Source organism: Arthrobacter rhombi, from assembly GCF_900163545.1.
GTDB lineage: Bacteria > Actinomycetota > Actinomycetes > Actinomycetales > Micrococcaceae > Arthrobacter_H > Arthrobacter_H rhombi_A.
Genome location: NZ_FUHW01000038.1, coordinates 192,090 through 214,015, shown reverse-complemented (window position 1 = coordinate 214,015; position 21,926 = coordinate 192,090). Strand labels below are relative to the sequence as shown.

General features: G+C 63.1%; 16 protein-coding genes and 2 tRNA genes. 5 read left to right on the top strand and 13 right to left on the bottom strand.

What is annotated here, in order from left to right; all coding sequences use genetic code 11:
- The first annotated feature begins 71 nt into the window (after positions 1-71).
- Positions 72-623, top strand: a complete 552-nt coding sequence (locus FM101_RS11470) for an anti-sigma factor (RefSeq protein ID WP_179204311.1) — start codon at positions 72-74, stop codon at positions 621-623.
- 36 nt (positions 624-659) lie between these two features.
- Here the strand turns inward: FM101_RS11470 and FM101_RS11465 are convergent, their stop codons facing one another.
- The 4 genes from FM101_RS11465 to FM101_RS11450 form a co-directional block, all read right to left on the bottom strand.
- Positions 660-1,409 (bottom strand): PIG-L deacetylase family protein, encoded by a 750-nt coding sequence (locus FM101_RS11465; protein ID WP_086999699.1) that lies wholly within the window; start codon positions 1,407-1,409, stop codon positions 660-662.
- Positions 1,410-1,416: 7 nt separating this feature from the next.
- The gene (locus FM101_RS11460; protein WP_086999697.1) at positions 1,417-2,358 is read right to left on the bottom strand and encodes an electron transfer flavoprotein subunit alpha/FixB family protein; all 942 of its coding nucleotides are present in this window, start codon (positions 2,356-2,358) and stop codon (positions 1,417-1,419) included.
- A gap of 16 nt (positions 2,359-2,374) precedes the next feature.
- Entirely contained in the window at positions 2,375-3,193 is an 819-nt protein-coding gene (locus tag FM101_RS11455; protein ID WP_179204310.1) for an electron transfer flavoprotein subunit beta/FixA family protein, read from the bottom strand.
- A 232-nt stretch (positions 3,194-3,425) separates the two neighbouring features.
- The gene (locus FM101_RS11450; protein WP_086999695.1) at positions 3,426-4,901 is read right to left on the bottom strand and encodes a trypsin-like peptidase domain-containing protein; all 1,476 of its coding nucleotides are present in this window, start codon (positions 4,899-4,901) and stop codon (positions 3,426-3,428) included.
- Positions 4,902-5,162: 261 nt separating this feature from the next.
- Here FM101_RS11450 and FM101_RS16070 point away from each other — a divergent pair, with 261 nt between their 5' ends.
- Positions 5,163-7,220 carry a TPM domain-containing protein gene (locus FM101_RS16070; RefSeq protein WP_086999693.1) on the top strand — a complete coding sequence of 686 codons (2,058 nt, stop codon included), beginning with the start codon at positions 5,163-5,165 and terminating at the stop codon, positions 7,218-7,220.
- An 89-nt stretch (positions 7,221-7,309) separates the two neighbouring features.
- Positions 7,310-8,044 (top strand): PspA/IM30 family protein, encoded by a 735-nt coding sequence (locus FM101_RS11440; RefSeq protein ID WP_087000048.1) that lies wholly within the window; start codon positions 7,310-7,312, stop codon positions 8,042-8,044.
- A 126-nt stretch (positions 8,045-8,170) separates the two neighbouring features.
- Here the strand turns inward: FM101_RS11440 and FM101_RS11435 are convergent.
- The 6 genes from FM101_RS11435 to FM101_RS11410 form a co-directional block, all read right to left on the bottom strand.
- Positions 8,171-8,244: transfer RNA gene (locus FM101_RS11435), tRNA-Met, on the bottom strand.
- 58 nt (positions 8,245-8,302) lie between these two features.
- On the bottom strand, positions 8,303-9,439 hold the full coding sequence (locus FM101_RS11430) for an acyl-CoA dehydrogenase family protein (protein WP_086999691.1): 1,137 nt from the start codon (positions 9,437-9,439) through the stop codon (positions 8,303-8,305).
- 63 nt (positions 9,440-9,502) lie between these two features.
- Positions 9,503-10,408 (bottom strand): cytochrome b/b6 domain-containing protein, encoded by a 906-nt coding sequence (locus FM101_RS11425; RefSeq protein WP_245806689.1) that lies wholly within the window; start codon positions 10,406-10,408, stop codon positions 9,503-9,505.
- A gap of 176 nt (positions 10,409-10,584) precedes the next feature.
- A tRNA-Met gene (locus tag FM101_RS11420) sits at positions 10,585-10,658 on the bottom strand.
- Positions 10,659-10,806: 148 nt separating this feature from the next.
- Entirely contained in the window at positions 10,807-13,752 is a 2,946-nt protein-coding gene (locus FM101_RS11415) for a UPF0182 family protein (RefSeq protein ID WP_428844163.1), read from the bottom strand.
- Positions 13,753-13,996: 244 nt separating this feature from the next.
- The gene (locus FM101_RS11410) at positions 13,997-15,166 is read right to left on the bottom strand and encodes a YlbL family protein (RefSeq protein ID WP_086999687.1); all 1,170 of its coding nucleotides are present in this window, start codon (positions 15,164-15,166) and stop codon (positions 13,997-13,999) included.
- Between the two features lie 107 nt (positions 15,167-15,273).
- On the opposite strand from FM101_RS11410, the gene FM101_RS11405 reads away from it, so the two are divergent.
- Positions 15,274-16,773: a zinc-dependent metalloprotease gene (locus FM101_RS11405; protein ID WP_086999685.1), complete on the top strand. Its 1,500-nt coding sequence runs from the start codon at positions 15,274-15,276 to the stop codon at positions 16,771-16,773.
- Positions 16,774-16,871: 98 nt separating this feature from the next.
- On the opposite strand, the gene FM101_RS11400 is transcribed toward FM101_RS11405, so the two are convergent.
- Positions 16,872-17,480, bottom strand: a complete 609-nt coding sequence (locus tag FM101_RS11400; protein ID WP_087000044.1) for a M48 metallopeptidase family protein — start codon at positions 17,478-17,480, stop codon at positions 16,872-16,874.
- Between the two features lie 220 nt (positions 17,481-17,700).
- On the opposite strand from FM101_RS11400, the gene FM101_RS11395 reads away from it, so the two are divergent.
- Complete coding sequence (locus FM101_RS11395; RefSeq protein WP_179204309.1) at positions 17,701-18,636, top strand: ThiF family adenylyltransferase; 936 nt, start codon at positions 17,701-17,703, stop codon at positions 18,634-18,636.
- A gap of 9 nt (positions 18,637-18,645) precedes the next feature.
- Here the strand turns inward: FM101_RS11395 and FM101_RS11390 are convergent, their stop codons facing one another.
- On the bottom strand, positions 18,646-20,766 hold the full coding sequence (locus FM101_RS11390) for an ATP-dependent DNA helicase UvrD2 (protein ID WP_086999681.1): 2,121 nt from the start codon (positions 20,764-20,766) through the stop codon (positions 18,646-18,648).
- Positions 20,767-20,770: 4 nt separating this feature from the next.
- On the bottom strand, positions 20,771-21,721 hold the full coding sequence (gene nudC / locus FM101_RS11385) for an NAD(+) diphosphatase (protein ID WP_086999679.1): 951 nt from the start codon (positions 21,719-21,721) through the stop codon (positions 20,771-20,773).
- Positions 21,722-21,926: the final 205 nt, after the last annotated feature.

Below are 21,926 nucleotides of genomic sequence, written 5' to 3'. Positions count from 1 at the left end.
CCCGGAGCCCGGCAAATACCTGCCCTAAGCTGGGAGGGGAGAAAACGTCAGACCATCCAGGGATGAGGATCATGCAGCACGAAGAGCCCGAGGATTTCCGTTATGGGAAGCCCGAAGACGCCACGGATGATCTTGGCCTGGGACTGGTCGACGACGCCTCGCAGGAGACGGTGCGTCCTCGGACGGCGCCGGTCAAGAAGTGGATGCTCGTCGTCGGAGCCGCCCTCGTGGTCATCATCGGCATCACCGCCCTGGTGATCGCCTTGATGCCCCGTAATGTTGCCGGCGAGGTCGCCGATGCCCCGGATGTCACCGAGAAAACGGTTGACGTCGACGGAGGCGGTCAGGCGGTCCTTCGCCTTTCGACGTCCCTGGATGCGGGTTCACTGGAGCTCAATGATCTGCCCGGAGCGCCCGCCCAGCAGACCTACCAGGTCTGGGTGGAGTCCATCGGTGGCGAATCGGTGAGTTCCCTGGAGGTCTTGGACCCCAAAAAAACCAAGGCAACCGTCGGTTTCAAGTCCCTGGACGACATCGAATCCGTTCTGGTCACCACCGAACCCGTCGATGGTTCCAACGAACCCAGCGATGCCAAGGTCCTCGAGATCGACCTGCCGCACTGATCTGACGAGCTGGTGGCCCGATGCGGGGCCGCAGGGTCAGAATCCGGCGATGGTATCTGCAGCGTTGACCTCCACCACGTGGAATCCCTCAGCGATCCGGCCTTCGCCGAGCCCGTGGCGTTCGGCTAACAACTCTCCGTTGGCCCGGACGAACCGCTCCATCTTCGACACGTCGGGGTGCTGGCTCAGGTGAGCCCTCAGCGCCTGAAGTTTCGTTTCGAAGGTCTCGGTGATATCCACGGCATGATTCTCGCGGGCTTCGGGGCCCCCATAGAGCCACAGCCAGCGCAGCTTGAACGCTTCCAGCCCTGCTGCCTGTAATTCCGGGAAGGCATAGGGGTTCTCCACCGCCGGGTACATGGCACGGGTGACCGCTTCACCGCAGGCCAGGTGATCGGGATGGGATCGCTGTAGACGCGTGAAATCCCGTTCGGGGTGTTGGGCCAGCACGACGTCGGGGCGGACGGTGCGCGTGATCTCGACGATCTTGCGTTGCACTGCGAACGAGGGCTCGAGGAATCCGTCGGCTTCACCTAAAAAGTGCACGTCGTGGACGCCGACGCTGCGGGCAGCCTCTTGCTGTTCGGCATGACGCATGGCCACGATCTCCTCGCGGTGGGCCGGGTCGAAGCCTCCGGCATCGCCGTCGGTCATGATGCAGTAATGGACCTCGACGCCGGAGTTCGTCCAGGCCGCGACGGATCCGGACGCCCCGAAGTCGAGGTCGTCCGGATGCGCGCCGAAGCACAGGACTCGGCGGACGGTCTCACGTCCGGAGTCGAACATGGTGGTCTCAGCCCTTCCGACGCTGGATCTCTGCGGCAGCCTGTGGCAGGACGGTCGTTGCGTCGCCGACGATGCCGAAGTCGGCGATCTCGAAGATCGGCGCATCTTCGTCGCTGTTGATCGCGACAATGACCTGGGAGGTCTGCATCCCCGCCTTGTGCTGGATGGCTCCGGAGATGCCGGCACAGATGTAGAGCTGCGGGGAAATCGTCTTGCCGGTCTGGCCGACCTGGTAGGAGTGCTCGATCCAGCCGGCGTCGGTGGCCGCACGGGAAGCACCTACCGCGGCTCCGAGGGCATCGGCCAGCTGTTCCACCGGGGTGAAGTCACCATCGAGTCCGCGTCCTCCGGAGACCACGATGCGTGCATCTTGGAGCTCGGGCCGTGCCGAGACTGCTTTCTCGACGGTGTTCGTGACCCTGGCGGCAGGACCGGCGTCGGTTACCTCGAGGGTCGTGACTTCCGGGCTCGTCGGGATCGCTTCGGTGGGCTCGACGCTATTGGGTTTGACGGTGATGACCGGGCTGCCTTGGTTGGCCCGGGCAGTCACGGTGTAGCCGCCGGCCAGTACCGACTTGGTCACGGACAGGTCGGCGGTGACGTCCACCGCGTCGGTGATAACACCGGCGGAGAGCTTGATACCCACCCGAGCGGCGATTTCTTTGCCATCTGCCGAGTTGGGAAGCAGGACCGCAGCTGCCGAGCAGGCTTGGGATGCCTCAGCCACGAAAGCCGCTTCACCAGCGATGAGGGTGCCATCCAGTGCACCTGCTGGGGCGTAGACGGCGGTTGCTCCCAGGTGTGCGTACGCGGCGACGGTTTCGTCGCTGGCCGGTGCGCCGAGGGCAACCACCGGCTCACCGAGCCGATGGCCCAAGGTGAGCAGTTCGCGCTGGGCCTTGCCCGGCTGCGCTGTGGGTGTATCGATGAAAACGAGAATATTAGTCATCTGTTCGCCTCTGCTCCTAAAGAAGTTTCTTGTCTGCCAGGAAGTCGACCAGTTCAACGCCGGCGTTACCGGAGTCGGTGATCATCGTTCCAGCTTCCCGCGGCGGACGTGGGCTGGCGTCGTCGACCTTCGTCCAGGACCCGGTGAAACCGACCTGTGAGGCTTCGAGCCCGAGATCGGAGAGGGACAGGGACACCGTCTTTTTCTTTTTGGCGCCCATAATCCCCTTGAAGTTCGGGTAGCGCGCTTCCTCGCCCTGGTCGGTCACCGACACCAGTGCCGGGGCCGCGGCCTGCAGGGTCTTGGAGGTCGTGTCGGAATCTCGACGAGCGGTCAGCACGCCGTCTTCCCCCAGTTCCAACGAGGAGACCATCGTCAGTTGTGGCAGTCCGAGGCGTTCGGCCAACTGTGCCGGGACGATGGAGGTTTCACCGTCGGTGGAGGCCATGCCGGTGATGATGACGTCGAAGCCGCCCAGATGGTTCACCGCTGAGGCCAGGACCAGTGAGGTGGCAGCAGCATCGGAACCGGCCAGTGCCGGATCGTTGATGTGCACGCCGTCGGTGGCGCCCATCTGCAGGGATTTCTTCACGGCGCCCGACGCCCGCTCCGGCCCCATCGTCAGCGCCGTCACGGTGTGACCGGCCTTGACGCCTCCCCGGGCCTCCACCAACTGCAATGCTGATTCGATGGCGTATTCGTCCAGCTCGGACAGGATGCTCTCAGACCGGTCAATGACATGGTCGGAACCGGTCAGGTGGCGGTCGAACTGCGCGTCCGGGACGTGCTTGACCAGGACGAGCACCTTCAGTGGTGCCCCGCTTGTCACGCTCATGATTGCCTTTCGCTTGACTCGTCCGGCCGAAGGCGGCCGGTACCGTCGATTTCACGGGAACAACCCGCGAATTCCAGTTAATGGGTATTAACAAAGAGTATCGTCACAGGGGCCGTGCCGCCAGCAGGTGACGACTCGGCCCGGCTACCAGCGTAACCCTGCCCTCAACGCCCAGTGCCGCCTCCGGCCCTTGTGAGAGGACCGCAGGCGGCAGTGACCGTTTTGGCTGCGATTATTCGGCGGGCAGTGCGCCGACGTTGGCGTCTACAGTTTTTTCGCTGTCGCCGCGGGAGAAGGAGATCTTCGCCGTGGTCCCCTTGGCGTATTCGCGGATGGCTGCTGTCAGGGATTGGCTATCGGAAATCTGGCGTTCGCCCACCCGGGTGATGACATCACCAGATTTCAGCCCGGCCTTTTCAGCGGGCGACCCGGAGGTCACCTCCTGGACTTCGGCTCCGACACTGAATTGGGTTCCCGAATCGGCTTGCTTGGCTTTGACGGTGACACCTAGCAGACCATGGGTGGCGCTGCCGTTGTCGATGATGTCGTTGGCGATCCGGTGGGCGTAGTCCATCGGGATGGCGAATCCGACACCGATCGACCCACTATCGTCACTTCCTGTGGTTCCCGAACCACCAGCCGAGGCGATCGCGACGTTCACGCCGACGATTTCTCCCTTGGTGTTCACCAGGGCGCCACCAGAGTTGCCATGGTTGATGGCCGCATCCGTTTGGATGACGTTGACGTAGATCGATCCGCTCCCCGAGCTCTGCTGCTGCTTTTCCCCGGGGAATTCGAAGTTGAACTGGTTCCCCTCATCGGAAGAGTCCTTCTGCTCGGAGTTATCGGGCACTGCCGACGACGCCACACTGATGGTCCGATTGAGTGTGGAGATGATGCCATCGGTGACCGTGCCACTCAAGCCCAGCGGGGCGCCGATGGCGATCGCCGAATCACCGACATTCAATTTCGAGGACTCGCCGAGCTTCGCCGGCTGCAGACCTTTGGCCTCGACCTTGATCACCGCAAGATCCGACATGGGATCGGTGCCAACCACGGTGGCCCGATGGACCTGACCGTCGCTGGTCCGGACAGTAATCTTAGGATCCGAAACGGTTCCGCCGAGCGTGACCACGTGGGTGTTGGTCAGGATATGCCCTTTGGTGTCCAAGATGATGCCCGATCCGGAGCCTCCCTGCTTCTGTCCATCTACCTCGATGGTGACGACGCTGGGTGAAGCCTTGGCCGCCGCGGCGCTGACGGCGGTGACGTTCTCCGGGTTGTTGATGACCACGGCGTCGCTCTTCTGCGAGGAGGAGGCCGCCGGTTGCTCCGAACCGTTGATGAGGTAGTTGGCGCCCACGGCGCTACCACCTCCGATGAGTGCGGCAATGACCATCCCGGAAATCAGGGTTGCGGTTCCGAAACGTTTTGGTTGCCGACGCGGCGCGGGGGAAAAGGCGGATCCCGGGGGGTAGTAGCCACCACCGGTGGGTGGAGGCGCAGCCCCGTTGGTTCCGGCTGCCGGGAACGTCGCGGTCCGGGGGCCACCGTCCACTGGGCGGTGCTGCTCGGTGCTGGGCTCCCCCGCCACCTGAGGCGGGGTCTGCGGGCGAGGTGGGACAACTGGGTTGCCGCTGGACACTCCGGTTCCGTCCTCGGGCTCGCCTGCCGCTCCTTGGGAGAAGGTGTTCCGTTCCTCGCTCATGACGTGGGGTCCTTTCTGGGGGTTCCTTGACTCCAACTATGACAACGTGCGCTGTGTCCAGGTGAAGCTTTACCTGAGCGATACCTGTGAGAACGCGGACGGGTTCCCGTGAGCCTTCCATCGCCGCCGCGTCCCTGTGGACGGTCCCAAATCATACCAATAGACTCAAAGGCGACGGTCGAAGGTCATCGTTCACCGGGAGCAACCTTCCGGCACGCCCCAAGGTACTGGCCGGCCGTCACCGACGTCGAAGGGTGATCCATGCGATCCATTTCCAGACGCGTTCCGGCGGCCGCCGGATTTGCGCTGTTGTCCATCCTGCTTTTGGCAGGCCCAGCGTCCGCCGAACCACCGGTGACGATCCCGCCGGGCCAATACGTGGTGGACGAAGCAGGAGTGCTGGGCTCGGAAGCTGGCCGTGTGGACGAAGCAGTCACCCAGCTGCAGGACAGCGAGGGACTGAACCTTTATGTCATCTATGTCGACAAGTTCACCGACCCCTCCGATATGGACGGCTGGGTCCAAGCTGTGGCCGAGAAGAAGGGCATGGGCACCACGGACAGCGTCCTGGCCATCGCCACCGGCGACAGGCAGCTGCGTTTGAAATCCAATGACAGCGGTAAGATCGCGGCTCACGATGCCGATATCGTGACCGACTACATCACCCCTGAGTTGCGCTCAAGTACCCTCACCGCCGATGACTGGGCATCTGCTGCCGAAAACGCCGTCACCGGCATTGAAGCCGCGGCCTCAGGTGAACTCGGCAACACGTCAGGGAGCGGGCAGCCCGCCTCATCCGGCAGCTCGGCCGCGCCATGGATCATCGGTGGAGTCATCGTGATCGGCGGCGGCACCCTCTGGATCCTGGGACGACGGAAGAAGTCCGGTCCGCCATCCAACAGGTCTCTCCCCCGTCCGGCCGGAGCGGGCCCCGAGGACCCCTTGGCCTCACTGAGCGTCGAAGAGCTCCGGCAGCAGGCTGGCCCACTACTCATCGCCGCTGATGACGCGATCCGTTCCAGTGAGCAGGAATTGAATTTCGCGATGGCAGAATTCGGTGAGGAAGCCATCAAGCCGTTCTCCGCGGATCTAGCCAAGGCCAAAGAACATTTGCGCGAGTCCTTTAAGCTGCAGCAGCAACTCGACGATTCAATCCCCGATTCCGAAGCCGATCAGCGCAAGTGGTTGGGACAAATTATCCGTCGGTGTCAGGCAGTCAACGATTCCCTCGAGGAACACCGTGAAGACTTCGCCTCCCTGCGGGAGCTCGAACGCAATCTCCCGAAGGCGTCGGCTGCCTTGCAGAGTCAGCTGGCAGGATTGCGGATGGAGCTCGAAACAGCGAAGTCCTCGTTGACTGGCCTAGCGGAGCGGTACGAGGATTCGGCGTTGGTCCAGGTCAGGGACAATGTCGAACAAGCCGACGAACGTATTGATTTCATCGAGGACTCCCTGAAGACCGCTGCCGATGCCTCCGGGGATTCCTCGGACGCCGAAGCAGCCGTGGCAGTCCGTGCCGGGGAGGAAGCCGTGGACCAGACCCGTGTCCTCATCGCAGCCATCGGCAAGACGGCCACCGTACTGGGCCAGACCAGCGCTGACGTAGATTCACAACTGGCCGAAGCACACCAGGACCTGACTCAGGCCGAATCGCTCGCTGCCGCAGGGCAGCACCCGGAGCTGGCTGCCCCCACCGCCGTTTTGCACGATGTGGTCGGTCGGATTGAGCAGGCTCGCCAAAATAGCCGGGTCGATCCTGGCGCTTTGCTCTCTCAGCTGGCCCGAGCCCGTGAAGGACTGGACGCCCCGCTGGGCGCTATACGGGACCGTCGGCAACAAACCCAACGGGCGGTGGCCTCGTTGCAGTCGGCACTGCAGACAGCACGCGGAAAGATCGACGGCACCGACGATTTCATCCGTGCCCGCCGGGGAGGCGTCGGCTCCACGGCAAGGACCCGACTGGCAGAGGCCCAGCGCTATCTCAATGAGGCCCTCCAATTGGCCGAGCAGGATCCCGTCAAGGCGCTACAAAGCGCCCAGCAAGCCTCCTCGCTTGCAGATCAAGCGGCTCGCCAGGCAGAGTCCGACGTCGATGGTTTCGGCGGCGGTTTCGGTGGCGGGCGCGGTGGTTACGGTCGCGGCAACGGCATGGGCGGGGCCATCCTCGGTGGCATCCTCATCGATTCGATCCTCCGCGGCGGAGGCGGTGGCCGCGGTGGCGGCGGCATGTTCGGAGGCGGCGGATTCGGCGGCGGAGGCGGTGGGGGTGGCTTCGGAGGAGGCGGCTTCGGCGGTGGAGGCGGCGGAGGTAACTTCTGAGCCGACGCGAGAATATCCGACAGGATTCCGGCGGTTCGACCGCCGGTTGTAGGACCAGACCAGTTAAAACCCCAGTGGAAGGTGACATCGTGATCAAGCAGTCAATCTTTGGGCGCATCGCCCAACTGGCCAAGGCCAATATCAATTCCATGATCGATTCGGCCGAGGACCCGCAGAAGATGCTGGACCAGATGGTGCGTGACTACACCAACAACATTGCCGAGGCGGAGACGGCTGTGGCCCAGACCATCGGCAACCTCCGTATGCTCCAGCAAGATCATCAGGAGGACCAGGAGAATGCCCGCGACTGGGGCAATAAGGCTCTGGCTGCCTCGCGGAAGGCCGATGAGTTCCGGGCTGCCGGCAAGGACGAGAATGCGAAGAAGTTCGACAATTTGGCCAAGGTCGCGATCCAGCGTCAGATGCAGTCCGAGGACGAAGCAAAATCTGTCGAGCCGACCATCGCTTCGCAGGAAGAGATCGTCGAGAAGCTCAAAAGTGGCCTGAATGCAATGAATACCAAACGTCAGGAATTGGTTGCCAAACGCGATTCGCTCGTCGCCCGGGCGAAGTCCACGCAGGCCCAATCCCAGGTCCAGGATGCCCTGAAGAGCATCGACATCATGGACCCCAACAGCGAGGTCTCGCGCTTCGAGGAAAAGGTCAGGCGCGAGGAAGCCCGCGTCCAGGGGGCCGCCGAGCTTTCCGCTTCCAGCCTCGACGCGCAGTTCGAATCCCTGGAGGATCTCGGCGAGCAGACCGAGGTGGAGGCACGGTTGGCTGCCTTGAAGGCCGGTGGCAGCACCTCGCCCGAGTTGAACTAGGCGCGAGAGGAGGTCAGCAGTAACTGCCGACCCAGATGGTGGTCCGTGGCCGGTCGGTCACGGACCACCACCAACAAGAAAAGAACCCCGATCCAGTGTGTTGCTGGATCGGGGTTCTTCTTTTTGTTGCGGGGGCAAGATTTGAACTTGCGACCTCCGGGTTATGAGCCCGGCGAGCTACCGAACTGCTCCACCCCGCGCTGCGAGATATGACTCTACACGAAAATGGAGACCACCCAAAATCGGGTGCCGGAGGACCTATTTTTCCGCGATCATCCGACCGATAATCAGACGCATTATCTCGTTGCTCCCCTCAAGGATCTGATGAACGCGCAAGTCACGAGCGATTTTCTCCAGACCATATTCACTCAGGTAGCCGTATCCACCATGGAGTTGAATGGCGGCGTTCGCAGTTTCGAAACCGGCATCCGTGGCAACGCGCTTGGCCATCGCACAGAGTTTCAGCGCATCGTCGGCGCCAGCGTCCAATGCCGCGGCTGCACGCCACAGCAAGGTCCTGGCGGTGAAGATCTTCGTTTCCATATCGGCCAGTTCAAACAGCAGTGCTTGCTGTTTGATCAGCGGTCCGCCGAACGCCTGCCGTTCCTTCAGATATGCTGCCGACTTCTCCAGCGCCGCCTGTCCCCCGCCCAGCGAGCACGCACCGATATTGAGCCGGCCTCCGTTGAGGCCCTTCATCGCGATGCCGAACCCGTCGCCTTCCTCTCCCAGCCTGTTGCCCACCGGAACCCTGACATTATTAAAAATGACTTGGCGAGTCGGTTGGGCATTCCAGCCCATCTTCTTCTCCAGCGCGCCGAACCCCAGCCCCTCGGTTTCGGCGGGAACAACGATCGCTGAGATCCCCCGGCTCCCGGTATCAGCGGTGCGGGCCATCACCAGATAATAGGTCGCAGCCCCGGCGCCGGAGATGAACTGCTTGACCCCGTTGAGGACATATTCATCCCCGTCGCGGACGGCGCTGGTCCGCAAGGCAGCGGCGTCCGATCCTGCGCCGGGTTCGGTCAAGCAGTAGCTGCCGAGTTCTTCCATCGTCGCCATGCCGGGGATCCACGCGGCCCGTTGTTCGGCAGTTCCGAACTGATCGATCATCCACGCCACCATATTGTGAATGGAGATGTAGGCGGAGATGGTCGGGCAGGCGCGGGCCAGTTCTTCGAAGATCAGTACGGCATCGCTACGGGTGAGCCCCGATCCGCCGTACTCCTCATCGGCATAGATGGCGCCCATGCCCAGGTCCCCAGCTTGTCGCAGGACGTCGACGGGAAAGTGGTGTTCCTGGTCCCAGGTATCGGCGTACGGTGCGATCTGTTCGGTCGCGAAGTCGCGCACCATTTCGACCATTGCCTGCTGCTCATCATTGAGCTCGAACATGATTATCCTTTCGGCCAGTAGGCCAGATGGAGTCGTCCGGCGCTACCGGCGCCGGCCGGGTGGTCAGCGGCTTACCTTGCCCATCAGTGAGGCAATCGGGCCGATGAAGATCGGTCGCGCCAGTAGCGCTGCGCCAATAATAACGACGAGTGAAATGGCGAAGAAAATGAATCCGAGCCAGCCTCCGTCGTCACGTGCAGCGAACATATGGTTCAGGTTGCGCAGTGCCCCGGTGCTCAACACCAGGGTCACGTGCACGACGACGAACAGCACGAAGTAGAGCATGACCGGGAAGTGCAGCGCCCGGGCCGCTTCGATCGGATAGAGGCGACTGAGTTTCTTCGCCTGCGTCGGCCAGATGGACGACATCCGCAGACCGGTGATGATGGCCAACGGAGCAGCGACGAAGACCGTCAGGAAGTAGGTCAACAGTTGCAGGCTGTTGTAGTTCACCCACCCGTCGTCCAACGGCCAGTTCAGTGAAACGTATTGCAGGCCGGCCGAGAGGGCATTGGGGATGATATCCCAGCTCGTGGGGACGATGCGCCTCCACTGGCCGGTCGAAAAGAGCAACACGATGAAGACGATGCCATTGAGGATCCACAACACGTCCAGACTCAGGTGCATCCAGAGGTCCAGACTGATGCGCTTGGGAGCCTTCTTGGTCTTGATCAGCCCCTTGTTATTCCGCACCCAATGGGCTGCGGGCCGTTGAGTGGTCCGAACCCTCCATCCGGTCAAGACCAACAAGACGATGAAGAAGGCGTTGAGGAAATGCTGCCACCCCAGCCAGGCCGGCAGCCCCACGGGTGCCACAGCCGGCAGCGGAACCTGCCCCGGGTAGTCGGTCATGAAGTCAGAAACCGGTCCGGTGCCGGTCAACCACCTGGCCCCCAAGACGATCAGCGCCAAGAAGACGATGGCCCCCCCGGCATAGATACCGAAGCGCCCCCATCGGTTTCGGGTCACGGCTGAAGATGTGCGGGCTTCCTGATTCACCAATTAATCCTCTCGGCGCGGTTTGCTGGACTCGATGATACTAGGTCTTGCAACTATTTAGTAGGAGGTCAAAGCATTTTTGTGGGTTTTAGGACACACAAAAAAGGTCCCGGACGATGTTTCCATCGACCGGGACCTTTAGTCCGTTGCGGGGGCAAGATTTGAACTTGCGACCTCCGGGTTATGAGCCCGGCGAGCTACCGAACTGCTCCACCCCGCGGCGTGCTTTAAGCATCCCATCTTCGGCCCCTAAACCTCAAATCGAAAGGCGGTGGTGTCACGTAGATCACTACGCGCCACCACCGCCTTCGGTGAGGTCGGGCTATCAGTGGCCGAACTTTCGGTTCACCAATGCCCGGCTAAACCGACTAGCCTTTCGACTCGTCAGCCGGTGCCGACTCATCCTGGCCCGGAATCGGGTTGTCCGAGGACTTATCCTTTTCGGACTTGACCGGCTCGCCCGAGATCTTGCCTTCGAGTTCAAGGGCCTTGTCCAGGGCATCGTTGAGCTTCTTCTGCTCATTGCCGTACTTGGCGAAGTCGCCGTCGCCCAGGGCGTTCTGACCGGCCTTGATGGCCGCGCTGGCGTCCGCCAACGCTTCCTTCAGCTGCTGCTGCTCGCTGGCCGGTGCCGATTCGTCGCCCTTTCCGCCTTCATCGTCCGGCGACTTGCTGCCGTCACCCTCACTTGTCTCGGCCCCTGAGGAGCCATCGAAGAGCTGGTCAAGAGCCTCCGACAAGGTATCGGCGTAGCCGACCTTATCGCCGAAGGAAACCAGCACCTTACGCAGCGTCGGGTATGAGGTCTCACCGGTGGACTGGACGTAGACCGGCTGCACGTACAGCACGCCACCACCGACAGGCAGCGAGAGCAGGTTGCCGTTGATGACCTTCGAGGCACCGGAGCGCAGCAGGTTCAGCTGGGTCGAGACCGTGGTGTTGGAGTCGAAGTTCTGCTGTGCCTGGCCCGGGCCGGGAACAACGGTGGAACGCGGCAACTCCAGCAGCCGCAGTGTCCCGTAGCCATCGGATTTCTTCCCTGCCTTGCTCCCGGCATCTGCCTCCGCCGCGAGGAACCCGTACAGTACGTTGCGCTGTTGGCCGCCTTCGCTGGTCTTGGGGATGAACGTGCCCGTCAGGGAGAAGGTCTCCTTCTTCTGATCCGGCATGCGCAGCGACAGGTAGTACGGCGGCTGCGGAACCGGGGTATCCGGACTGGTCGGGTCGTTGGGGACCGACCAGGCATCGTTGGATTCGTAGAAGTCATCCGGGTCGGTCACGTGGTAATTGCCCAGGAGCGTCCGCTGCACCTTGAACAGGTCCTCCGGGTACCTCACATGGCTCATCAGGTCACCGGAGATCTCCGAAATCGGCTTCACCGTAGACGGGAAGACCTTCTGCCAGGCCTTCAGCAGCGGCTCGTCGGGATCCCAGGCATACAGGTCGACCGTGCCGTCGTAAGCATCAACGGTGGCCTTGACCGAGTTACGGATGTAGTTCACCTTCCCGGACAGCGCGGCAGTGCGGTTTTCGCCGGTCAGCGAATCCCGGACGGCCGTGTCGAGCTGCTGTTCGGTGGAGTAAGGGAACGAACTATTGGTGGTGTAGGCGTCAACGATCCATTTCACGCGACCATCCACGATGGCCGGGTACGCGTTGGAGTCAGTGGTCAGGTACGGAGCGACCTTCTGCACGCGATCCTTCGGAGCACGGTCGTAGAGGATCTGTGACTCTTCGTTGATGGCATCCGAGAGCAACAGGTCGGTTGAACTGAACTTCAACGAGTAGACGAGACGGTTGAAGAAGTTACCGACGATGGGACCGCCATCACCTTCAAACGTGGTCTTGGCATCTCCCTCTCCTGACTTATCCGAGGGGTGGTCCAGTTCGCGGGGATCCCAGTCCTCGGGCCCCCCGACCACCGAGTACTCCGGGGAGTACTCGCCGAAGTAGATCCGTGGCTCATACGTGGAGTCATTGCCAAGCACCCCTGAAGTGGGGATGCCTTCGAGCATGAAGTCGGGACGTCCACCGGCGGCGACCTTGGCACCGTAGGCCGCCACGGCACCGTAGCCGTGGGTATACGTCACGTGCTGGTTGACCCAGCTATCGCTGGGATCCACATCAAGCTCGCGGACAGCGATGACGGTGTCTTCCGTCTTTCCGTCCACTTGATAGCGGTCGACATTCAAGGTGGGCGCAAATTTGTAGTACGTACGGAACTGTTGGAGCTGAGCAAAGGAATCGGACACCAGGTCCGGGTCCAACAAACGAATGTTGGTGGTGGTGGCCTTGTCCTTTGACAGCGCGTTCTTGGCCGTGTCGATGGTCGCCTTATAGGGCGTCGCTTGGACAGCGTCCAGGCCGTAGGCCTTGCGGGTCATCTCGATGTTCTTCTTGATGTAAGGCTGTTCAAGGGTCTTCTCGGAGGGAACGACCTGGAATTGCTGAACCAGCATCGGGTACACACCACCGGCAACCAATGCGGTCACCACGAGCATCGCCGTACCAATCAGCGGCAGCTTCCACCGCCCCATGATGGCCCCGACCACGAACAGCACGGCCACCAGGACAGCGGCGACGACGAGAATCGTCTTGGTCGGAATGACGGCATGCACATCGGTGTAGAGGGCACCGGCGACGCGTCCACCCTGATTCTCCAAGGTGGCGTACCGGTCAAGCCAGAAGTTGGCTCCTTGGAGCAAGAGGAACAAGGCCGCGGCGATACTCACATGCAGCCGAGCCGGACGGGAGATGGTCACCCCGCCGCGCTCCTGGATGCGAATGCCGCCGTAGAGGTAGTGGGTCAGCAAGCCGGCAATTCCGGCGATCAGCACAACACTGATCAAGAAGCCGACCAGTAGCCCGTAGAAGGGCAGCGAGTTCATGTAGAACGAAAGGTCCCGGTTGAACTGCGGGTCCACCTCCCCGTACGGGACCTGGTTGATATACAGCAGCACGGTCTGCCACTGCGAGGCGAGCGCCGTCGCCGCAAAGGCACCGATGACCAGCGGGATCCCCCACATCAGGAGCCGGCGGATCGGTTCCAGCTGCGCCTGATAGCGCGAGATATTGTCTTGCATCTGCATATCCGGGGCGTAGACCGGACGCGTCTTGAAAGCAACCTGCAGGCTGGCCCTGATGGCTGCGGCCATGATCAGGAAGGCGACGATGAAAATGGCCACCTTCGTGAGCAGTTCGGTCCAGAAGACCTGCCCATATCCTGTCTGGTTATACCAGAGGACATCCGCATAAATATTCGCGAAGAAAATGAATGCGGCCACCAAAATCCCGATGGCCACGATGGTGGGCACCAGCGGGGATGGCTTTTTATTGGTGGGCGCGGGGCGCTGTTGGCCACCGCCTTCGTCATCGCCGGAACCCTGGGGTCGTCGGCCGAACGGGTTGTCAGGACCAAAACTCACTTATTGAACCTCATCGTTGGTACGAGCTACCGCGCACCCACAGTAGGCAGGAGCACACTCTGCCATTCTGCCTTGAGTCAGGTGAAGTCGCTAACCCCCGTGCGGTGTTGCGTGGGTTTCACAGCAGAATCATTCATGATCCACAGCCAGCTAGCGTTTTCGGGTCCGTCCCCGAGGCCACCTGTTCAACAGCCTGGCGGGCCTGTTCAAGGGTCGCGACCTTGATCACGGTCAGTCCCTCGGGGACGCGCCCGACTACATCGTCACAGTTATCCGCCGGGGCCAGAAAATAGTCGGCGCCTCCACGCCGGGCGCCCACGAGCTTCTGGGCGATACCGCCGATGGGACCAACTTTCCCGTCGGCGTCGATGGTTCCTGTTCCTGCAATGTTTTTACCTCCGGTGAGGTCCCCGGGGGTCAGCGTGTCGATGATTCCCAGAGCAAACATCATGCCGGCACTCGGACCACCGACATCTGACAGCGTGAACTTCACGTCGAACGGAAAGGTATACCGGGTTCCGAGATAGACGCCGAGCTGATGCTTACCTTCTTTGGAGAGCGTGGTTTTTGCGGTGATCTGCTTTTCCTGACCCGCGCGTTCGAGTTTCATCCGCGGTTTCCCGTCGGTGCTCTCCTGCAGTGCAGACCGGAGCATCTCCACATCGCTAATGGGTTTCCCGTCGATCTGCCGCAGAACGTCGTCGGTCTGCAGCAGACCTTTATTCGTGTCGTTCGCCAGCCCGGCGACGGTGAGTTCCTGCTGGTAGTCGATACCCAGGTCTCCCAAAGCCGCAGCGACTGAACTTTGCTGAGAATCGTCCATTTCGGCGGCGTTCGTATCACTGATCTGCTCGCTCGTGGCGGTGCGCGGATACATGGCCTCTTCCGGGTAGACGTCCTCATGCGGGTCCGCCCACGCCTGAAGCACCCTAAAGAACGAGATCTTGCCCTGGGCCCCTCCCAAGACGAAGACGGTCGTCATGTCCAGGGAGCCCCGGGTTGGGTAGGTCTTATGGCCGGTCACTTCGATGAGTTGTTTTCCGCTGTCCTTGCCCAACGTGTTGATGGCAGGACCTGGCGCCTCCACCACATACGGCGTGGGCAGAGCCAGCGCGACAAACGCGAGCACGACGGCGATACACGTCGCCGTGATCAGCCTCCGCTGGGTCCGGCGCGGGCGAAGGGACGACGATTCGTTGTCAGAGGCCGGCTCGTGGGCGGGGCGCTCCTGGGGGTCCTGCGGCTGGGTCACCGTGGTTGTCTTTCCTTCCGGCTTTTCGCCGACCCGCAGGCCGGTGCGCATTAGATCTCCCCTAGGGTACAAGCTGAGTCCTTGTTTCCGCTGTGCCGACAGCGAACCTCCCGTTTCATCCCTCGTGGCCTTCCCCGGTGCGGGGGTAGCGTGGATGCATGGCTGAGAACCCCCCGAACAACCGCCCCGACGGCTCCGACGACCCGGACGATTCCGGAAGCAACGACCCATTCTCGGAGATGCTCTCCAACCTTTTCGGTGGTCAACTCCCCCCAGGTATGGACCCCGCAGACCTGCAAAAGCAGTTCGGCGCCATGGGCATGCCCTCGGATCCGGCCGCCATGCAGGCCATGATGGCCCAGATGCAGGCCATGATGGGCGCCATGTCTTCCGGGGATGGAAGCCCCGTGAACTGGAAATTAGCTCAAGACACCGCCCGCCAGGCGGCCTCCGGGGACGACCCCAGCGTGACCACTGCACGCGCCGCGGCCATCACCGAGGCAGGGCGGCTCGCCGACTTATGGCTTGACCAGGCCACCACCTTCGAGTCCTCCGCCTCGGGCTTCTCCTCCTACTCACGGGCCCAATGGGTCGAGAAGACGCTGCCGCGGTGGAAGAAGCTCACCGAGCCGGTAGCGATCAGCGTTTCGCAGGCCATCAGCACCGCCATGCGCGACCAGGTACCTGAAGAAATGAAATCCATGCTCGGCTCCGCCCAAGGCATGTTCCAGAATCTCGGCGGCGCCATGTTCGGCATGCAGCTCGGGACCGCCGTCGGCGGTCTCGCCAAGGACGTGCTCGGATCCACCGATATCGGCATTCCGCTGACCACGGATGCACCAGCTCTGGTCCCCGCCAACGTTGCGGCCTTCGGCGAGGGGCTAGACATCCCCGAACAAGAGGTCATGCTCTTTGCCGCGCTCCGCGAATCCGCCCATGCCCGCCTCTTCCAGCGGGTCCCGTGGTTGCAGGCCCATGTACTGGGCGCCATCGAAGATTATGCCCGCGGCATCCATATCGATATGTCCCGGATCGAGGAAGCCCTCCGCGACATCGACCCCTCAAATCCCGAATCCATCCAAGGTGCCGTCACCGAGGGGCTCTTCATGCCCCAACGCACCGGTGCCCAGGAAACGGCGCTGGCCAAGCTCGAAACGGCGCTGGCACTGATCGAGGGCTGGGTCGATGAGGTCGTGGCCGAAGCGGCCGCCAACCTTCCTTCGGCAGCCGCATTACGTGAAACGGTGAGGCGCCGCCGGGCGACTGGTGGACCAGCCGAGCAGGCTTTTGCCTCCCTGGTTGGTCTCGAGTTGCGCCCCCGCCGGCTCCGCGATGCCGCCAAGCTGTGGTCGATCCTCAAGGAGGAACGCGGTCTGGAAGGCCGGGACGCCGTTTGGCAACATCCGGATCTGATGCCGGCCGCCGAGGACCTCGATGACCCCGAGGGCTTCTCTTCACGTCGAGCCCTCGCCGAGGCCTCCGAAGGTGAAATGGACGAGGCGCTGAACCGTCTGCTCGATGGCGGATATGACGAACCAGACGAGGACGTCACGTCCACCGATGAGAATGCCCCCGCCGATGGAGAGTCCGACGACGGAAAGCAAGATCCCTCCGATGACGGCGCTGATCCCGACGAGGGCCCCGACGCGCCTCGCTGAGTTTCCTCCCTTCCTCCACTACCACTCCCCCGGGCTCGCGGTCCGCGGCAGAGGCAGACTTAAACGGCCGGTGACACCTGCGGGTGCCACCGGCCGTTTTAGTCGGTCCAGCCATCGGCCGGGTCCTCGTCCCACCACCCGGTATCTTCCGACCCCTGCCCCATGCCGAAACTGACGCCCGAAAGGTAGGCCTTGGCCTCGGCCTTGCGCTCAAATCGGTCTTCAAGGGCCTTGAACTGAGGGCCATGGCCGTCCTCGGCGATCAGATGGGCCAGTTCGTGGACAAGAATGTAGTCCTGAACCCAGGAGGGCATCTGCTGCAACCGATGATTCAGCCGAATCGCCCCTGACCCGGTCGAGGTGGATCCCCATCTGGTCCTCTGGTTTCTCACCCATTTCACCGACAACGGTTCCGCCCGTGAATCGAAGTACTTCCGATTCAGCCGGAGGGCTCGTTGCATCAGTTCCGAGTCAGCGTTTTCGCCATACCGTCCCAGAGCCTTGGCCCGACGAGCCAAGATATCGGGGACCATCCGGTCGACCCATTCGTTTTCCTGACGCAGGCTCATGGTCGCCGGTACGGAAATCACCGCGGCCCCGTCCTTCCAGACGCCAGAGACCGTCCGGCGTCGTCGCACCGAGCGCAGCACACGCACATTCACCCCATCGTCGGTGACGAGTTCGCGTTCGGAAGGTCGCTGGACCATGGTGGTTCCTCATTCCTCGTCGTCGTACATCACGAAGGGCACTCGCCCACCGGAAGCTGTGGAAACCCGGATTCCAGCTCATCGGACCTGTCAGGATATCCCCACCGGAACCCTTCCGGAGGAATCGCTGGAGGCAAAGATGCACATCATTCCCGGACTTCAGATCGTCAGCTTAACCGAGACATCGCTACGCATTGGACCCCCCGGCAGCGGCCTGTGGATGGACGGGTTGACCGCTGCCGACCAGAAGTACATCCAGTGGCTCGCCACCGAAGAAGGGACCACCCTCGCGGCCCCACCGCCAGATTCAGCCAGCGCCGATCCTGGTCCGCGTCGACGCCGAGAACTCTTCGGGTTGCTGGCACCGGTTTTGGAGGACTCCTCTCGGCTGCCCGGCGCCCTGGGGGCGAGCCTGGTCCCCGACGTCAACGCCTATTCGGTGGCCTACACCTCGTCTGCCGGCCCGCTGATCCGCAACCGCTCCCGTTCTTCCGTGAGAATCCATGGGCTAGGGCGTTGCGGTCAGATGATCGCCTCCCTGCTCGCAGCCAGCGGAATCGGCGCCCTGTACCTGAACGATCAGCATCCGGTCCATGCCGGAGATGTCGGTACCGGCCCGCTACGGATGGCTGATCTGGGCAAATCCCGGACGGTGGCCCTGGCCCACCGGCTGGGTCAGCAATGGCCGCGTACGCGCCTCTCCGGGTGGACGCCCGGCACCGACGCCTCCGGGGTCGGAGCCCAACTGACCGTCGTCACCGCTTGCGATGCCCTGTCCGAAGCGTGGGCCGCCCGCCTGGCGGGAAGCCGCATGCCTCACCTACCGGTGGTGTTCGGGCCTGCCTGGGCGCGCGTCGGCCCGCTGGTCATCCCGGGCCTGACGACCTGCCTGGATTGTGCTCAACCGCCTCCAGGTGCCCCGAGAGAAGGCCCCCGCGCCGTGGGCACACCCCGGCCGGACAGCTCGACCGCCGAGCTGGCTCTCTCCTGTGCAGCTGCCGGGCTGGCCACCGTACAAATCTTGATGCTGCTCGACGGTATCAACGTGCCCTCCACCGCCGATGCCGTGCTGATGATCGACTTGGCGACCGGTGGTGTGCGGCGGGTCCCGGTCCAGCCGCGATCGGACTGCACGTGCATGGTTCCCGCCGCCTGACGGGTTCGCTCAGGCCGGGGCCGTGCCGGCGCCCAGGATGTCCAGGACGTCCTGCCCGTAGCGTTCCAGCTTGGCCGAACCGACGCCGGAGACTTTCGACAAGGCCGAAGGGTCTCCCGGCATGGCTTCGGCAATGGCCATCAGTGTTGCGTCGGTAAAGACAACGAACGCCGGCACTTCTGCCTCCTTGGAGGTTTTCAGCCTCCATTCACGCAAAGCCTCATAGACGGCTTCGTCATAGCTTGAGGGGCAGTCGAGGCAACGACCGAGTTTACGTTCGGCGGGACTGCCCAGCAGGGTTCCACACACCCGGCAGGTTGGCGGGGTGGCGGCCTTGCGCCGTTTGGAACTGCCGCCCGCGGGCCGGGCCGTGGTCCGCGAGGACGAGGCCGGACGCAATCCGTCCAGGAAGCGTGAGGGCCGCCGGCTGGCGCGGCCACCCGGCGTCCGCGCCGTGGACCAGGTCAGCGACAAATGCTTTCGGGCCCGGGTGATCCCCACATAGAGCAACCGGCGTTCCTCGTCGTAGTCTCCCTGGTCCTCGGCGAAGGAGATGGGCATCAGACCTTCACTGAGCCCGACCAGGAACACTGCGTCCCATTCCAGCCCCTTAGCCGAGTGCAAAGAAGCCAGGGTGACGCCTTGGACCGTCGGTGCATGTTGGGTGGACGCCCGCTCGTCGAGTTCGGCCACGAATTCCAGCAACGTGAACGGTGTTTCCCGGTCGGCCCGTGCTGCGGAGAGTTCGTCGGCGAGCGCCACGAGGGCCGAGAGGGATTCCCAACGTTCACGCACCGCCCCTCCACTGGTGGGGGCTTGCGCAGAGTAGCCCAAGGAGGCGAGGACATCGCGGCACAGCTGCGGGACGGCGTCGTCCGCCGGCTGACGGGAGGCAGCCCGCAGGGCCAGGACTGCGTCACGGACTTCGCGGCGTTGGAAGAAGCGTTCCCCACCGCGCAACTGGTAGCCGATTCCCGCGCCCGAGAGGGCCTGCTCGAAGGCCTCGGATTGTCCATTCGTCCGGAAGAGCACAGCGATCTGTGCCGGTTCCACCCCCTCCTGGATCAGTGTGCCGATGCTTCGGGCCACATGGGCGGCCTCCGCCTCGTCATCGCTGCATTCGGTGAAGTCGGGTTCGGGCCCCGGATCACGCTGGGCGAGCAGCTCGAGGGGTGCAGCCCACTGCACGTCGCGACCGGCGACACCCTGTTCGAGGCGGCGCGAAGCGAGGAGGTTGTTGGCCAGGCTCACGACCTGGGGGGTGGAGCGGTAATCGCGGATCAGGCGGACCACGGGGGCTTGTGGATATTCGAGGGTGAAGTCGAGCAGATGGGCCGGGGTGGCGCCGGTGAATGAGTAGATGGTCTGGCTGGCGTCTCCGACCACACAGAGTTCGTCACGTCCGCCGAGCCAGAGTTTGAGCAGCCGCTGTTGCAGCGGGGAGACGTCCTGGTACTCATCGACGACGAAATGCCGGTATTGCTCGCGTACCGATGCAGCCACCCGAGGGTCCTCGTCCAGGATGCCCACGGTCAACAGCAGCACGTCCTCGAAGTCGATCACGTGGCGATCGGATTTCACGTCCTCATAGGACTGGAAGAGCCGGGCCACGGTCCGGGGGTCCAGCCCGGCCGCTTCGGCTCGGCCCGAGGCCGCCGCAACATACCCCTCAGGGGTGTGCATCGAGACTTTGGCCCATTCGATTTCGGCTGCCATATCCCGGATGGAGGCCCGGTCGGTGGAGATCCGCAGTCGGCGGGCTGCCTCGGCGACGAGTTGGGCTTTGTGCCCCACAATCGAGGGCAGCTGTCCGCCGATGGCCTGCGGCCAAAAGTACTGTAGTTGGCGCAAGGCCGCCGCGTGGAACGTGCGTGCCTGGACGCCACCGGCCTCCAGATCACGCAGCCGGGTGCGCATTTCACTGGCAGCCCGGGACGTGAAGGTCACGGCCAGAACCTGGTTGGGTTTATACACGGAGGTGTGCACACCGTAGGCGATGCGGTGGGTGATGGCGCGGGTCTTGCCCGTTCCGGCACCGGCCAGGACACAGAGAGGCCCGTTGAGCGTGGTGGCCACGGTCCGCTGCTCCTCGTCGAGGCCAGCGAGGATCCGCTCTTCCAAGGTGGGCATGCGTTTAGTTCTCCATCCGGCGCGGTTCGGGCAGCGGCCCACCGTACCAATGTTCGATGAGGGCGCTGGAGATCGAAACTCCCGAGGGGACGCCGATCGTGCCGTCGGTGACTTCTCGGGCCAATTCCTCCCGGGTGAACCAGCGCAGATCAATGATCTCTTCGCCGTCGGGGGCTACCTGGGGGGTTTCCGCTTTCGCCGTAAAGCCGAGCATGAGCGAACACGGGAACGGCCAAGGTTGCGACCCGGCGTAACGGATGGAATGAACCCTCACGTCGGCCTCCTCCCCGATCTCGCGTTCGACCGCTTCCTCCAGGGACTCCCCCGGCTCCACAAAACCAGCCAGAGTCGAGTACCGCCGCCCACCCCATTGGGCGTTGGCACCGAGGAGCAGCCGGTCCTCGGCATCGGTAATGGCCACGATCACCGCAGGATCGGTGCGCGGAAAGTGTTGAGACCCATCCTTCGGGCACACCCTGACCCACCCGCTGTGCACGACGTCGGTCGGCGTTCCACACCGCGGGCAATGCGTGTGGCTGGCATGCCAGTTGGCAATGGCGACCGCCTCGACGAATAAACCGGCGTCCCGGGCGCCCAGCCCGGCTGCGACGTCGCGCAGTCCCAGCCAGTCGCCCTCCGCGAGCCCCTTCTCAGGAGCTGTGGCGAGGTCGGCCAACACGATCTCACGTTCGCCCGAGCGTCCCAGATACACCAAGCGGCAGTCAGCCGGCAGCCCATCGGTCCCGACGAGGGCCAACTCACCGTCACGGACAGGAGTACGCCCCTTCACCAGCAGCAGGACCCGGGTTTCGACGTCGCCCAGCAGGGAAGCAAGCCATCCCTCGTCCTGTCGACGCTCGCATCCCCGGTCCACCTCGGTCCGGGCCAAGGGCAGGCGACCCAGGAGCGGGAGATCAGTAGCGGCAGCGGCAACGGGATCCGGGGAAGAAGTCATGCTCCTACCGTACTGAGGTTGACCCCCGGCCCGCATATCCGCAGGTCACCCCTGTGGACGTCCTGCTCCCTCCGGGAGTCGAACGGAGGGCACCCCGAACCCTGCGCCTGCACATTGGTTGTGTATTACCTGTGCACTGCCCGTCATTCGGGCGACTCGCCGCCCGGGAGGCGTGGCCGCAAGGCACTTCGCGGCATACGGTTGT